The organism is Rhodococcus sp. ACS1 (assembly GCF_002300155.1).
GTDB lineage: Bacteria > Actinomycetota > Actinomycetes > Mycobacteriales > Mycobacteriaceae > Rhodococcus_F > Rhodococcus_F koreensis.
In genome coordinates, this window is record NZ_NSDZ01000004.1 from 974,513 (window position 1) to 990,375 (window position 15,863).

Sequence of the window (15,863 nt, forward strand, 5' to 3'; positions counted from 1 at the left end):
CCGGATCCGCGCGCGGCAAGGAGTCGAGGTTGGAGTTTGGCGGCACGACCGGGCACGCGGCGATGCGGCCGGAGATCGCATTGTCCTGGAAGCGTTCGGCGCTCAGCGGGCTGGAACCGACGTCGACGCCGAGCGATGATCCCTGCCCCGACCTGGACAAGTCCAGTCGGCTGCTGCAGGCGGCCCGGCCCGTCCTCGACGAGATGGAACAGCAGATCCAGGGCACCGGTTTCTGTGTCCTGCTCGCCGACCGCGACTGCCGCATCGTCGCCCGGCTGTTCGACGGCCGCAAACTCGAGCGCCTGATCGACGGCGCCGGGGCGGTGCTGGGATCGAGGTTCGGCGAGGACTGCGTCGGGACCACCGCGCTGGGGACGCCGCTGGAAGTCCGGCGCGGAGTCGTGATCCACGGCGAGGAGCACTACCTCGACCGGTTCAAGGACCTCAGCTGTTACGGACACCCGATCGTGCATCCGGTGACGCGCCGCGTCGAGGGCATCCTCGACATGACGGGCGTCGCGTCGCGGGCCAACCCGCTGTTCGCCCCGTTCCTGGCCCGCGCGGCCGGCGACATCGAGCGACGGCTGCTCGAGGGGTCCCGGGTGTCGCAGCAGCGGCTCGTGGACGCGTTCCAGCGGGTGTCGCCGCAGAATCAGATGGCGGTCACCGCGATCGGCGAGGACATCCTGCTCAGCAACCGGGTCGCGCTCGACCTGCTCCAGGTGTCCGATCACGCGACGCTGCGGGGGCTTGCCGCGGACCTGCGCCCGGAGCAGTCGAAGACGGTGCGGATCCGATTGTCCTCGGGCGAACCGGCGTTGGTCCGGGCCGACCACGTGGCGGGCACCGACGGCGGCGCGGTGTTCGTCGTCCGCCCAGACCGCCGGACGAGCACCCCCATCCGGCGCGGCAAGTCGCCGTCGAGTTCCGTCGTCGAACGCAGCAGGTCGGAGTTGTCGCGGCTGCGCGAGACCCGGGATCCGGTGGTGATCAGCGGCGAACCGGGAACCGGCAGGACCACGGCGGTCCGCGATCTGGCCGGCGACCCGTCGCTCGTATGTATGGACGCTGCCACGATCGCTCTCGACGGCGCCGAGGCCTGGATCGATCGACTGCTCGCCCTGGTGGCGGGACCTTCCGCGGTCCTGGCGATCGAAGAGGTGCAGTTGCTGCCCGAATCGATGCTGCCGCTGGTCGTGAAGATGCTGGCGGCCGACGTGGGTCCCCGGATCGTGATGACCAGTTCGCCGCTCGGTGACCTGCCGCCGGGAGTGGCCGGTCTGGCAGGCCGGTGCCCCGGACAGGTGGTGCTGCCGCCGCTGCGGCAACGCACTCGCGAGTTCGCGGACATCGCGCAGGCGGTCCTCGATTCCGTCGAACCGGGCCTCCGGCTCTCGGCGAGCGCGCTGGACGCTCTGATCGCCCGCGACTGGCCGGGCAACATCGCGGAACTGTCCGTCGTGTTGCAGGCGGCCGCGCGCGGGCGCACCAGTGCGCACCTCGCTGTCGCGGATCTGCCCGACCAGTATCGGACGCCGCCGCGGGTGTCCCGGCTGGCGGGCCGCGAACGCGCCGAACGCCAGGCCATCGTCGACGCACTGCAGGAAAGTGGCGGCAACAAGGTGCACGCCGCGGCCGCGCTGGGCATCAGCCGCAGCACGCTCTACGTCCGGATGCGGGCCCTCGATATCACCGTCTAGCTGCAGTTTCATCCACCGATCCGCGACCGTCCGGAGGTGTCCGAAGTCAGGACAGTTAGTGATATGGCAATCAGTGCACTATGAGCCACGTCACATTCACAACTTCGGAGGTTTTGATGACAGCGACGATCGAACCCAGCCAAGCGGAACTCTTGCCGTCGGTACGGAACTTTCTGTCCGGCACCAAGCGATTCCTCGTCGGCGGGCAGTGGGTGGAATCGGCCAGCGGCGAGACGTTCGAGACCATCGACCCCGCCAACGGGCAGGTGCTGACCACCGTCGCACGCGGTGGCGCCGAGGACGTCGACCGTGCAGTCCGGGCCGCACGCACGGCGTTCGACGAGGGCCCGTGGTCCACCATGAAGCCCAACGAGCGCGAACGCCTCATCTGGCGGGTCGGCGACATCCTCTCCGAGCGCGCCGAGGAATTCGGTCAGCTCGAGGCGCTGGACAACGGCAAGTCGGCGGGCATCGCCGCGGCCGTCGACGTCGCCTGGTCGGCCGACATCTTCCGCTACTTCGCGGGCTGGGCCACCAAGATCGAGGGCAGCACGGTCAACGTGAGCATGCCGTTCGTCCCCGGCGGCCAGTTCCACGCGTACACGCTTCGTGAGCCCGTCGGCGTCTGTGGACTGATCGTTCCCTGGAACTTCCCGCTGCTGATGGCCGCGTTCAAGCTGGCCCCCGCGCTCGCGGCGGGCAACACGGTGATCCTCAAGCCCGCGGAGCAGACCCCGCTCACCGCGATCCTGCTCGGTGAGGTGTTCGAGGAGGCCGGCTTCCCGCCCGGCGTCGTCAACATCGTCACCGGCTTCGGCGACGCCGGGGCCGCGCTGTCGGCTCACGACGACGTCGACAAGATCGCGTTCACCGGCTCCACCGAGGTCGGGAAGAAGATCGTCGACGCCGCCCGCGGCAACCTGAAGAAGGTGTCGCTCGAACTCGGCGGCAAGAGCGCCAACGTCGTGTTCGCGGACGCGGACTTCGACGCCGCCGTCACCGGATCGCTCAACGCCTGGCTGTTCAACCACGGCCAGTGCTGCGTCGCAGGAACCCGGATGTTCGTCGAGGACAGCATCTTCGACGACTTCACCGCCGCGGTCGCCGAGGCCGCGAGCCAGGTCAAGATCGGCCCCGGACTCGACCCCACCACCCAGCTCGGACCGCTCGTGTCGCAGGAACAGTTCGACAAGGTCACTGGCTATCTGGCCGCCGGACTCGCCGACGGCGCCCGCGCCCTCACCGGCGGAAAGCGCTGGGGCGACACCGGCTTCTACGTCGAGCCGACGGTGTTCGTCGACGTGAAGCCCGAATTCAGCATCGTCGAGGAAGAGATCTTCGGCCCGGTCGTCGCCGCGCTGCCCTTCAACGCGGAGGAGGGCGTCGCGAAGGCGGCGAACAGCAGCATCTACGGCCTCGCCGCCGGAATCTGGACCAAGGACCTGTCCAAGGCGCACCTCACGGCCCGCCAGCTCAAGGCCGGTTCGGTGTGGATCAACCAGTACAACGGGTTCGACACCGCCATGCCGTTCGGTGGCTACAAGCAGTCCGGGTGGGGGCGTGAGCTCGGGGCCACCGCCATCGACCTCTACACCCAGACCAAAGCCGTCAACATCGCACTCTGACCGTCACTCAACGAGGAGAAAGACATGAAGACCAAAGCAGCGGTTCTGTTCGAAACGCACAAGCCGTTCGAAATCGTGGAACTCGAGCTGGACGGTCCGGGTCCCGGCGAAGTGCTCATCAAGTACGTCGCGGCAGGCCTGTGCCACTCCGACCTGCACCTCACCGACGGCGATCTGCCGCCGCGTTTCCCCATCGTCGGCGGGCACGAGGGGTCCGGCATCATCGAGGAAGTCGGCCCCGGTGTCACCAAGGTGAAGCCCGGCGACCACGTGGTCTGCAGCTTCATCCCGAACTGCGGCACGTGTCGTTACTGCGCCACGGGCCGTCAGAACCTGTGCGACATGGGTGCCACCATCCTCGAGGGTTCGATGCCGGACGGTTCGTTCCGGTTCCACTCGGGCAAGCAGGATTTCGGCGCCATGTGCATGCTCGGTACGTTCGCGGAGCGGGCCACGATCTCGCAGCACTCGGTGGTCAAGGTGGACGACTGGCTTCCGCTGGAGACCGCCGTCCTCGTCGGCTGCGGTGTGCCGTCCGGTTGGGGCACCGCGGTGTACGCCGGCGGCGTGCGCGCCGGTGACACCGTCGTCATCTACGGCATCGGCGGACTCGGCATCAACGCCGTGCAGGGCGCGGTCAGCGCCGGCGCCAAGTACGTCGTGGTGGTGGACCCGGTGGCGATGAAGCGGGAGGCCGCCCTGAAGTTCGGCGCCACCCACGCGTTCGCCGACGCCGCAACCGCGGCGGAGAAGGTCAACGAACTGACCTGGGGCCAGGGCGCCGATCAGGCCCTCATCCTGGTGGGCACCGTCGACGAAGAGGTGGTGCAGAACGCGACCGCCGTCATCGGTAAGGGCGGCACCGTCGTCATCACCGGCCTCGCCGACCCCGCGAAGCTCACGGTGCACATCTCGGGAACCGACCTGACCCTGAACCAGAAGACGATCAAGGGTTCACTGTTCGGCTCGGCCAATCCGCAGTACGACATCGTCCGCCTGCTGCGGCTGTACGACGCGGGTCAGCTCAAGCTCGACGAGCTGATCACCACCAAGTACACGCTCGAGCAGGTGAACGAGGGCTACCAGGATCTGCGGGACGGAAAGAACCTGCGTGGCGTGATCGTCCACGCGTAGGCGGCTTCGCCGCCCGTGCGCGGCAAACGAGTCCGGAGACTCGTTACCCGCGCACGGGTGCGGAGCGCCACACGTCGGCGAGCAGGTCGTACGTCTTCAGCCAGGACTCGGTGTTCTCGGCGTGGGAGGCGACGATCAGCTCGTCGGCCTGTGCGTGCTCGGCGAACTCGTCGAGGTACGTCTTGACCTCGGTGGGTGTGCCGACAGCCGAGTACCGCACCATCTGCGCGACCTGCTGACCCGCCGGGGACGTCATGATGAGGTCGACCTCCTCGGGTGTGAACTTCTGACCGCGTCCAACCATTTGCACCACCCGTCGCCGCAGCGAGGCCTCGAACTGCCGGTGCGCGTCCTCGGTGGTGTCCGCGGCGATGGCGTTGACGCCGGCGATCACGTACGGCTCGGACAGCTCCTCGGACGGTTCGAACCGTTCCCGGTACAGCGTGACGGCGTCCACGAGCGAGTCGGGGGAGAAGTGGGACGCGTTGGCGTAGGGCAGGCCGAATTTCGCGGCGAGCTGCGCGCCGAACAGCGAGGATCCGAGGATGTACAGGGGAACGTTGGTGCCCTTGCCGGGAATCGCATCGACGCCGGGCACCCGTGACACGCCTTTGAGGTACGCCTGGAGTTCCAGCACGTCCTGCGGGAACCGGTCCGCGGACGCCGCGTCGCGGCGCAGTGCGTACATCGTCTTCTGGTCGCTGCCGGGGGCGCGGCCGAGTCCGAGGTCGATGCGGCCGGGGTGCAGGGTCGCGAGGGTGCCGAACTGCTCGGCGATCGTCAGCGGCGCGTGGTTGGGCAGCATGATGCCACCGGCGCCGAGCCGGATGTTCTGGGTGTGCGCGGCGACGTGCGCGATGAGGACGCTCGTCGCCGAGGAGCCGATCGACGGCATGTTGTGGTGCTCGGCGTACCAGATGCGGCGGTACCCGCGGGTCTCCGCGAGTTGCGCCAGTTTCACGCTCGCGTCGAAACTGTCCCGCGCCGTGTCGCCCTCGCGGATGTAGGCCAGATCCAGAATCGACAGAACAGCACTCACGGGCTTCTTCACCTTTCGTCACCGAGGTGCGAGAGGTTAGCCTCGCGCACTACCTCCGGGTACAACCGCGGGGGCAGTGCGCGTATTCCTGGCCGGTGTCAGGCCTCGACGAGTGGTCGCAACGTGCGGCCGGTGAGTTCCACGATGCCGGGTTCGTGCCCGTTGGCGACGAGATTGAGGACGACGCCGTCGATTCCCGGATCGAGGACCCGGGTCTTCAGCTGCTCGGCCACCTCGTCGGGGGCGCCGCAGAACTGCCGGTCGGTGGCGGCGGCGCGTTCCTCGTCCGACGCCTTCGACAGGTCGACGCCCCGCGCGAGCAGGAACTCGTGCTGGAGTTGGCGGGCGCGGTCGCCGTCCTCGTCGATGATGACGAAGGCCAGATAGCTGGTCTCCAGCGTGGACCGGTCGCGGCCGATCTCCGAACAGCGCGCGTCGAGGGCTTCGAGCTTGCGCGGCAACTCGCTCGCGTTGCAGATGATGTTCAGGTGATCGGCGAACCGGGCGGCGAGACCGAACGTCTTCTTCTCCCCGCCACCACCGAGCATGATCGGCAGGTCGTCGCGGATCCGCGGCTCGTTGATCGCGTTCTCGACGTGGTACCACTTGCCGTCGAACGTCGGGCGCTGACCGTGCAGCATCGGCGCGATGATCTGCAGCGCCTCGTCGAGCCGTTCGAACCGGTCGGTGAACGTGCCGAACTCGTAGCCGTACTGCTGGTGCTCGAGTTCGAACCAGCCGGCCCCGATCCCGAGGACGGCGCGTCCGCCGCTGGCGACGTCCAGGGTGGTCACCGCCTTCGCGAGCATGGGTGGGTTGCGGTACGTGTTGCCGGTGACGAGGGCGGACAGCTGAATGTTCTCGGTGGCCGTGGCGAGGGCGCCGAGCGCGGTGTACGCCTCGAGCATCGGTTCGTCGGGCTCACCGAGGCCGGGCAGCTGATAGAAGTGATCCATCACGAATGCGGTGTCGAAGCCCGCGGATTCGGCCTCACGGGCCTGTGCGATCACGGTCGGAAACAGGTCCGCGACCGGGGTGGAGTAACTGAAATTCGGCATCTGGTATCCAAGGCGAATAGTCACCCGATCGACGCTACTCGGATGCCGGCTGGGGCACCTCTTTTATTTCGAGGGTAGGAAGTGATCACCCTGGGGTCCCTGTTACGCCACCTGTGGGTGGTGCACGCTGACGGTAGTGCCGTATCCGTCGCCGATCCGCCATCCGCGACAATTCTGCGCGGTGGGGAGGCGGAGTAGGCAGAGCAGAGCCCGAGGGGGGAGTTGAACATGTATTTCGATTCGCAGCAATCCGGTGGCACGGCATGCGCCTGCCCGGAGAGGCCCACGCCCGTCCGGCCGCACGTGGCCGTCCTGGAACGTCCGCTCGCGCAGCCGACGCGTTCGACCGTCGGCGCCTTTCCGCTGACCGCAGCGCAGCGATCCATCTGGTTCGCGCAACAGCTCACGCCGGAGGTCCCGTACGTCATCGCCCACTACGTCGAGCTGAACGGGCCGGTCGAACTGGGTGCTCTCCGCGACGCCACCCGTCGCGCGAACCGCGAATTCGGCTGGGGATCGGTGCGCCTGGTGGACATCGACGGACAGCCGCATCAGGTCGTGGATCCGACCGTCGACGATCGGGTGCCCGCCACCGACCTGCGCGGCGAGGTGGATCCCGTCGAAGCAGCGCACCGCTGGATGCGGAACGACCGGACCGCACGCACCGACATGTACGACGGTCCGCTCCTGGTCTCGCACATTCTGCGGCTGGGCGACGATCACTACTATTGGTATTCCCGCGCCCACCACATCGTGTCGGACGGGTACGCCGCGATGATGCTGATGAGCCGCACGGCCGAACTGTACGTCGCCGCGGTCGAGGGCACGGAGCCCCCGGATTGCCGGATCGAGGGACCGGAACGTCTCGTGCGGGAAGACGCGACCTACCGCGCCTCCACCCGGTTCGCCCGCGACCGCGACTTTTGGCGAGAACAGGGCAGCGGGCCGGCTTCGGTCCTCAGCCTGAGCGGCCGCGCGGCACGACCGGAGGTCGACGCCCGGACAGCGACGGGGCACACGCCTGCGAGCGGCGGTGTGCGGAATCCGACGGCCGTGACCGTCGCCGCCTTCGCGTCCTATCTCGCCAGGATGACCGGCGCCGACGACGTGGTCCTGTCCCTGCCCGTGTCGGCGCGGACGACGGCCTGCCTCAGGCATGCCGGCGGCTCGGTCTCCAATGTGATCCCGTTGCGGTTGAACGGAATCGGCTCTGCGACCGTGAGTCGTGCGGTCGACACGGCCGAGGCGGCGTTGACGGCGGCACTGCGCCGTCAACGCTACCGCCGCGAGGACATCGGCCGGGACCTCGCCTCGGGTGGGGTCGAACTCCTGCATTTCGGGCCGGTGGTCAACGTCATGATGTTCACCAAGGAGATCACGCTGGGCGCCGTCCACGGGACGGTCCGGGTACTCACCACCGGTCCCGTCGCGGACCTCGCCGTCAACATCTACCCCGGGTCCGACGGAGCCGCCGCCCGCATCGATTTCGAGGGAAATCCGGCACTGTACGACGACGCCGAACTGACCGGACACCACTCGCGTTTCCTCGCGTTTCTCGACCGCTTCACCGCATCGGCCGAGTCGGACGCACGGGTTGCCGACCTCGACGTCTTCTTCGCGGTTGAACGCGCGGAATTCGCTCCCGCGCGGGGTCTTCCGGATACGGACCCTGTCACGCTCGACCGTCTCCTGACGGGAGCCGTCGCGAACGACCCGGAAGCGATCGCGATCACCGACCGGGGACGCACACTGTCGTACGGCGACCTGGACCGACTCGCCACCCGGTTGGCCCGCGTTCTGGCAGTTCGGGGCATCGGACCCGAGGACGTCGTCGCGGTCTCCGTCCCACGGTCGATCGAGTCGGTGCTGGCGCTGTGGGCGGTCGCGAAGGCCGGTGCGGCCTATGTCCCGATCGATCCCTCGCATCCGCGCGCTCGCATCGCGTACACCCTCGACGATTGCGGCGCGACGGTCGGGCTGACGGTCCGCTCGAAGCGCGCCCGTCTGCCCGGTGCCATCGCGTGGCTGACCGCCGATGTCGACGAACTCGACAGCCTCTGTGAAGAAACCCTCCCCGATGCGGAACGCACACGCCCTCTGCTCGTGGACCATCCCGCGTATCTGATCTACACGTCCGGCTCGACCGGAACACCGAAGGGGGTCGTCGTCACCCACCGGGGTCTCGCCAACCTGGCGCAGGAAATCCGGGACAAATATGCAGTGTCCGCGCGCTCGCGGATCCTGCACTTCGCCTCACCGAGTTTCGACACGGCGCTGGTCGAAGTACTCGCGGCCTGTATCGGCGGCGCGACGCTCGTCGTGACCCCGCCCGGCGTGTTCGGCGGTGACGAGCTGTCGCGACTGTTGCGCGACGAACACGTCACGCACCTCCTGACGACGCCGTCCGCACTGGCCGCGATCGACCCCGGCGCGACGAACGAACTGGAGTTGGTGCTGGTCGGAGGGGAAGCGTGCCCGCAGGAGTTGGTGCGGCGGTGGGCCGGCAGACAGGACATGCGCAACGCGTACGGTCCGACGGAGACGACGTGCAGCGTCACCCTCACCGATCCGATCTCACCGGACGAGCGAATGACGATCGGCTCCCTGATGCGCGGCGTGGACGCGGTGGTTCTGGATCACCGCCTGCGTCCGCTTCCTCCGGGCGCCGTCGGTGAGCTCTACCTCGCCACCCCGGCACTCGCGCGTGGCTATCACCGGCGCCACGGTCTGACAGCGGCACGGTTCGTCGCCGACCCGTTCGGCCGCCGAGGATCCCGGATGTTCCGCACCGGGGACGTCGTCCGGTGGACGGCGACCGGGACCCTCGAGTTCCTGGACAGGGCGGACGACCAGATCAAGATCCGCGGATTCCGTGTCGAGCTCGGCGAGATCGACGCCACGCTGACCGCGCAACCGGGCGTCACGTTCGCGGCGACGGTGCTGCACCGGAACTCGGCCGGAAACCCGAACCTGGTGTCCTACATCATGGCCGAGCCGGGCGCCTCGATCGATCGTGAAATGCTGACAGCGCAGCTGGCACGATTCCTGCCCGACTACATGGTTCCGAAATCGATCATGCTCCTGAATTCGATCCCGTTGACACCGACGGGGAAACTCGACCGGGCAGCGCTGCCGCTGCCGGAGTTCGGCTCGGACTCGGTGCCTCATCGTGACCCCGAGACGCCGGCCGAGCGTCGGGTCGCGCGAGTGTTCGCCCAGGTTCTCGGTGTGGACGCGGTAGGCGCCGACGATTCGTTCTTCGACCTCAGCGGCGACTCGCTGTCGGCGATCAGGGTGGTCGCGCGGATCAACGCCGAACTCGGCACCAGCATGGGCGTGCGCGACCTCTTCGACGCACCGACGGTCGCTGCACTGGCTGTGACGGTGGCGGAGGCCTGCGCACACTCGCCGGCCATCCGCCCGCAGCGCGGACCGAAGCTGGGTGCCACACCTCTGCCCGCCCTCGTGCCGCTGTCCCCGTCGCAATTCTTCATCGACCGCACCGTCGTGGAACCCGCTCTCCACAACATCCCCTTCACCGTGCGCGTGCGCGGCGAGTTCGACGTCGATGCCCTGCGCTCGGCGATGGCGGACGTCCTCGGCAGGCACCGGTCACTGAGGACCGTGTTCCCCGACTCGCCGTCGGGGCCGTACCAGCGTGTGCTCGACGTGGCCGACGCGATGCCCGACCTCAGCCCGGTGGTGACCGGCGCGGCGGAAGCGGAAGCCCGGACGTCGAACCTGCTGTCCGCGGGATTCGATGTGCGGCGGGATCCGCCGCTGCGCGCCCGGCTGTTCCGGCTCGGCGACCGCGACCACCTGCTGGCGTGCGTCGTCCACCACATCGCCGCGGACGGCTGGTCGCTCGCGCCGCTGGCACGGGATCTCGCGGACGCCTACGGTGCCCGGTCCGCGGGCAGGGCGCCCGGCTGGGAGCCGCCGACCGCGACGTACGCGGACTACACCGTGTGGCGGCGGGCGCTGCTGGGCGACGAGGACGACCCGGCGAGTGTCGCGTCGAAGCAGATCGCCCACTGGGCGAAGGAACTGTCGGGGCTGCGTGGGGAGCTTGCGCTGCCCACCGATCGCCCCCGGCCGGAGCGGTGGACCTACCGGGCGGGGCGGCTTCCGTTCTCGCTCGACGAGCATGCGCATCGAGGCCTGCTGGCCACCGCGCACGAGCACCACGCCAGCCTGTTCACGGCGCTCAGGGCGGCAGTGGCGATCCTGCTCGCCCGCCTCAGCGGAGATCCCGACATCGCGATCGGCACTCCGATCGCGGGTCGGGGAGACCCGGCGCTCGACGACGTGGTGGGCATGTTCGTCAACACGCTGGTTCTGCGTACCCGGGTCGACCCGAGCATGACGCTGTGCGACATCGTCGAAGGATCCCGCGGCGTGGAGCTTCGCGCTCTGGCGAATGCCGATGTGCAGTTCGAACGACTCGTTCAGGTACTCGACCCGCCTCGGTCGCCGTCCCTGCACCCGCTGTTCCAGGTTGCGCTGTCGCTGAACAACTTCGCTCCCGCCGCCCTGAACGTGTCCGGGCTCGACTTCGAGGTCACTCCGCGTCCGCTCGACATCGCGAAGTGCGATCTGCACTTCCACTTCACCGAACGTCACGACGTCGACGGGAGGCCCGCCGGGATCGACGCCGAACTGGTGTATTCCGCCGACCTCTACGATGCATCCACCGCACAGGGGTTCGTCGACCTGCTGCACACCGTCGTCGACCCGATCGGTAGGTGACCGGGCATCGGACGTGGTAGAGATGCCTGATGAGAGGCTTCCGGAGATCGATTCTGGTGTCATTGCTCGGTGGCGCGGTGCTCCTCGCGCCCGCCGCCTGCTCCGACCCGTCGGGCACGGCGGTGAGCGAGCCGTCGACCGTGTCCGACGCGGGTCCGTCCACGACCGACCCGGCGACCGGTCCGGCGACACCCGCGGGGGTGCCCTACACGGAGTCCGAACTGCAGGTCACCGGTTCCACCGGACGCGTCCGCTACGACGTGCTCATCCCGCAGATCGAGGGCGGCGACCCGGCGGTCACCGCCGAGTTCAACGAATCGATGCGCGCCGCGCTCCAGGACCAGATCGACGGCTGGGGCACCGACGCGTTCACGCTGAGCAGCCAGGAACACAGCGTGGCGCACATCGGTGAGCACGTGATCAGCGGGCTGCTCGTGACGTCCTGGAACGCCGATCCGCCCGGGGCGCATCCCACGCCGATCGTCGCGACGGTGGTGGTGAATGCCGATACGGCCGCACCGATCACGCTGGGCGACCTCTTCCCCGACCTGCCTGCCGGGCTGCAGGCGCTGTCGGACAGTTCCGCGCGCCTCCTCCCCGAGACGGTCGCCGGACCGGACTTCGAGCGATCGGGCATCGAGCCGACCGAGGCGAACTTCGCCAACTGGCTGGCCACCCCGGCGGGCATGGAGATCCACTTCAACGACTACCAGGTGGGGCCGCACGCCATCGGGCTCGTCACCGTCACCGTGCCGTGGGACGACCTCGCGGACGTGATCGACCCCGAACTGGCTCCCGTCGTGTCGAGTTAGGCGCTGCCCGACCGCTCACCGGGAACGAACCTGTAGCTGCCCGGGTGCTCCGACCTACCGTCCCAGACAGGCCTTGCTGCCGAAATGTGTCTGTCGAATGGGAGAGGAGCGCGCCCGTGAGTGCACGCACCGAAGTTGATGCTCGGGCGAATCGGATCGGCGACGTGGACGCGGTCGTCGTCGGCGCGGGATTCGCGGGTCTGTACGCCGTCCACAAACTGCGGAGCCTGGGTCTGACGGTCCAGGGTGTCGAGGCCGCGGACGGCGTCGGCGGAACGTGGTTCTGGAACCGCTACCCCGGCGCCCGGTGCGACGTGGAAAGCGTCGACTACTCGTACTCGTTCTCGCGGGAACTCGAGCAGGAGTGGGACTGGAGCGAGAAGTACGCCACCCAGCCCGAGATCCTGGCGTACATCGATCACGTCGCCGACCGGTTCGATCTCCGCGACCGTTTCCTGTTCGGCACCCGCGTGACGTCCGCGGAACTGGACGAGGACACGCTGCGGTGGGAGGTGCGCACCGACCGCGGCGACGTCCTGTCCGCCCGGTACTGCATCTTCGCGACCGGTGCCTTGTCCACCGCGAACATGCCGAACATCCCGGGACGCGAATCCTTCACCGGCGACACGCATCACACCGGCCACTGGCCGCACGAGGGGGTCGACTTCACCGGCCGCCGGGTCGGGATCATCGGCACCGGTTCCTCGGGAATCCAGTCGATTCCCGTCATCGCCGAGCAGGCGGATCACCTGTACGTGTTCCAGCGCAGCGCCAATTACAGCGTCCCCGCGGGCAACGAGATGTGGGACGACGAGATGCGGCGCGCGATCAAGGCGGGATACGACGAGCGCAGGCGGCTGTCGCGGGAGAGCGGGGGCGGGTCGCCGTACAACGCGCACCCGAAGTCGGCGCTGGAGGTGTCCGAGGAGGAACGCCGCGACGCCTACGAGACGCGATGGAAGCTCGGCGGGGTGCTGTTCGCGAAAACCTTTCCGGACCAGACGAAGACCGAGGCCGCGAACGCGACCGCGCGGGAGTTCGCGGAGAACAAGATCCGCCGCCTCGTCGACGACCCCGCGGTCGCGGACAAGCTGATCCCGAACGATCACCCCATCGGGACCAAGCGGATCGTCACCGACACCCACTATTTCGAAACGTACAACCGGCCGAACGTCACCCTGGTGGATCTGAAGGCGGCGCCGATCGAGTCGATCACCCCGTCGGGGATCACCACCGCCGACGCCGACTACGGCCTCGACACGCTGGTGTTCGCCACCGGATTCGACGCCATGACCGGAGCCCTCGACCGCATGCGGATCGTCGGCCGGGACGGCGTGTCCCTCGCCGAGTACTGGAGTGAGGGACCGAAAACCTATCTCGGTCTGGGTGTTCCGGGATTTCCGAACCTGTTCGTCGTGACGGGGCCGGGCAGCCCATCGGTGCTGGCAAACATGGTGCTCGGCGCCGAGCAGCACGTCGACTGGATCGCGGACTGCATCGAGCACCTGTGGGAGAAGGACTACGACGCGGTCGAGGCATCGGTCCCGGCCACCGAGCAGTGGGTGGAGCACTGCCGCGAGCTTGCCGCGCAAACCCTGTTCCCGCTGGCGAACTCCTGGTACATGGGCGCCAACATTCCGGGCAAACCCCGCGTGTTCATGCCGTACATCGGGGGCTTCGGCGCGTATGGGCGGATCTGCGCGGACGTCGCGGAGGAGGGGTTCCGCGGGTTCGAGTTCAGCCGGTCCCGGACGCGGCTGGCAGACCCGGTGGGGTAGTTGCCCAGATATTGGTCAGCCGCACAGGCAATTGCCTGTGCGGCTGACCAATTCGTGGGAAAATGAGCAGCTCAGTCGGGCTGCGCGTACGTGGCCCAGGCCCGGGCGAGCACGTCGCCGTCGAGCGTGCAGGTGACGGTGACGTCGGTCATGCGCACGCCGTCCTGGACGTACGTCTGCTGCAGCGAGGACGTGAAGTCCGCATCGGACGGCACGGCCCGCCGGATGCGGGTGCGGAACCTGCGGAGCGTTCCGGGGAACTGCTCGGCGCAGTGGCGCTCGAGCAGATCTGCCGACCGGTCGTCCGGTGTCGCGGCGCCGGTGAAGCTGTTCGTCCAGAACTCGAAGACCAACTGCTCGTCGCGGTTGTGGAAGCGGACCAGCAGGTCGTGGTCGCCCACCCTGCGGACCTGTGCCGTCAGCGCGTCGTCCGGCGTCCGGCGCGGTCGCAGGAGGAGGAAGTCCTGCTCGACGGCCGCCCCCGGCTGGGGTGCGACGATCACCCCGCTCGGGACGGCGTCGGCGCACAGCCGGCGAATCTCTGCTGTGTGCGGCTGCGAAAAGATGAGTGCGGCCATCGGTCCTCCCAATTTCCGGGTATGTGATCCGCACGGTAGTCGCCGCGGCGGGGAAACGGGGGGTGTGGGTCCCTGTGATCGGGACGCCGAAAACCCGCCGAGACGGGCTGATACGAAAGCCTCTCGCTCAGTGGGAGAGTCGGGTACCGCTGCGCGCCGCATGCGCCGACTATGAGCTACACCACACCCCGAGGGTGTTCTTGACGTACAGCGAGGCGGAGGTAGACATGGCGCGCAACAGTGCCGTTGACGGCGACGAAGTCCGGATGATCGAAGTGGGATCGGCACCAACGCGTTTCGCGCGCGGGTGGCATTGCCTGGGTCTGGCGAAGACCTTCAGGGACGGCGCCCCGCATCAGATCGATGCGTTCGGCACGTCGCTGGTGGTGTTCGAGACGTCGGACGGCACCCTGAGCGTGCTCGACGCCTACTGCCGCCACATGGGTGGCAACCTGGCGCACGGCACCGTGAAGGGCGACTCCATCGCCTGCCCGTTCCACGACTGGCGCTGGGGCGGCAACGGCAAGTGCACGGGAATCCCGTATGCGCGGCGCGTCCCGCCGCTGGCGCGGACCCGGGCCTGGACGACCATCGAGCGCAACGGCCAGCTCTACGTCTGGAACGACCCGCAGGGCAACCCGCCGCCCGCCGACGTGACGATTCCCGAGATCGAGGGATTCGGTTCTTCGGAATGGACCGACTGGACCTGGAATTCGCTGCTCGTCGAGGGTTCGCACTGCCGCGAGATCGTCGACAACGTGGTCGACATGGCGCACTTCTACTACGTCCACTTCTCGTTCCCGCGCTACTTCAAGAACGTGTTCGAGGGGCACGTGGCCACCCAGTACATGCAGTCGACGCCCCGCCACGACATCTCGGTGGGCACCAGCTACGACGACCCCAATTCGACGCTGCGCTCGGACGCGTCGTACTTCGGCCCGTCCTACATGATCGACAAGCTGTGGAGCGAGGCGAACGGCATGATGATCGAGACGGTGCTGATCAACTGCCACTACCCGGTCAGCGCCGATTCATTCGTCCTGCAGTGGGGCGCCATGGTGAAGAAGCCCGAGGGGCTGTCGGACGAGGTGGCGAACGGTATGGCGGCCCAGTTCGCGGAGGGCGTGGAGCTCGGGTTCAAGCAGGACGTCGACATCTGGCTGAACAAGTCGCGCATCGACAACCCGCTGCTGTCGGAGGAGGACGGGCCGGTGTACCAGCTGCGCCGCTGGTACCAGCAGTTCTACGTCGACGTCGAGGACATCACCGAAGACATGACGAAGCGCTTCGAATTCGAGATCGACACCACCAGGGCGGTGCAGAGCTGGGAGGCGGAGGTTGCCGACAACCTCGCCAACGGCGTCGTGCCGCTCGACACCAACGCCTGAGC

General features: G+C 68.1%; 10 protein-coding genes. 7 read left to right on the forward strand and 3 right to left on the reverse strand.

Annotation, left to right across the window (positions count from 1 at the left end; all coding sequences use genetic code 11):
* The first annotated feature begins 62 nt into the window (after positions 1-62).
* The 3 genes from CJ179_RS16840 (at position 63) to CJ179_RS16850 (ending at position 4,459) form a co-directional block, all read left to right on the forward strand.
* Complete coding sequence (locus CJ179_RS16840; protein ID WP_095862722.1) at positions 63-1,700, forward strand: sigma-54-dependent Fis family transcriptional regulator; 1,638 nt, start codon at positions 63-65, stop codon at positions 1,698-1,700.
* A gap of 116 nt (positions 1,701-1,816) precedes the next feature.
* Positions 1,817-3,325 (forward strand): aldehyde dehydrogenase family protein, encoded by a 1,509-nt coding sequence (locus tag CJ179_RS16845; protein ID WP_072948104.1) that lies wholly within the window; start codon positions 1,817-1,819, stop codon positions 3,323-3,325.
* Positions 3,326-3,349: 24 nt separating this feature from the next.
* Positions 3,350-4,459, forward strand: a complete 1,110-nt coding sequence (locus CJ179_RS16850; RefSeq protein WP_095862307.1) for an NDMA-dependent alcohol dehydrogenase — start codon at positions 3,350-3,352, stop codon at positions 4,457-4,459.
* A 43-nt stretch (positions 4,460-4,502) separates the two neighbouring features.
* Here the strand turns inward: CJ179_RS16850 and CJ179_RS16855 are convergent, their stop codons facing one another.
* Together CJ179_RS16855 and CJ179_RS16860 are read right to left on the reverse strand one after the other, a co-directional pair.
* Positions 4,503-5,498: an LLM class flavin-dependent oxidoreductase gene (locus tag CJ179_RS16855; RefSeq protein WP_095862723.1), complete on the reverse strand. Its 996-nt coding sequence runs from the start codon at positions 5,496-5,498 to the stop codon at positions 4,503-4,505.
* Between the two features lie 98 nt (positions 5,499-5,596).
* On the reverse strand, positions 5,597-6,580 hold the full coding sequence (locus CJ179_RS16860) for an LLM class F420-dependent oxidoreductase (protein WP_072948110.1): 984 nt from the start codon (positions 6,578-6,580) through the stop codon (positions 5,597-5,599).
* A gap of 198 nt (positions 6,581-6,778) precedes the next feature.
* Between CJ179_RS16860 and CJ179_RS16865 the strand changes: the two genes are divergently transcribed.
* The 3 genes from CJ179_RS16865 (at position 6,779) to CJ179_RS16875 (ending at position 13,895) form a co-directional block, all read left to right on the forward strand.
* Positions 6,779-11,305: a non-ribosomal peptide synthetase gene (locus CJ179_RS16865; RefSeq protein ID WP_095862308.1), complete on the forward strand. Its 4,527-nt coding sequence runs from the start codon at positions 6,779-6,781 to the stop codon at positions 11,303-11,305.
* A gap of 29 nt (positions 11,306-11,334) precedes the next feature.
* Positions 11,335-12,117: an RsiV family protein gene (locus tag CJ179_RS16870; RefSeq protein WP_095862309.1), complete on the forward strand. Its 783-nt coding sequence runs from the start codon at positions 11,335-11,337 to the stop codon at positions 12,115-12,117.
* Positions 12,118-12,272: 155 nt separating this feature from the next.
* Positions 12,273-13,895 (forward strand): NAD(P)/FAD-dependent oxidoreductase, encoded by a 1,623-nt coding sequence (locus CJ179_RS16875; RefSeq protein ID WP_179377620.1) that lies wholly within the window; start codon positions 12,273-12,275, stop codon positions 13,893-13,895.
* 71 nt (positions 13,896-13,966) lie between these two features.
* On the opposite strand, the gene CJ179_RS16880 is transcribed toward CJ179_RS16875, so the two are convergent.
* Entirely contained in the window at positions 13,967-14,473 is a 507-nt protein-coding gene (locus CJ179_RS16880) for a hypothetical protein (RefSeq protein WP_095862311.1), read from the reverse strand.
* A gap of 227 nt (positions 14,474-14,700) precedes the next feature.
* Between CJ179_RS16880 and CJ179_RS16885 the strand changes: the two genes are divergently transcribed.
* Positions 14,701-15,861 carry a Rieske 2Fe-2S domain-containing protein gene (locus CJ179_RS16885; protein WP_072946411.1) on the forward strand — a complete coding sequence of 387 codons (1,161 nt, stop codon included), beginning with the start codon at positions 14,701-14,703 and terminating at the stop codon, positions 15,859-15,861.
* Positions 15,862-15,863 lie beyond the last annotated feature (2 nt).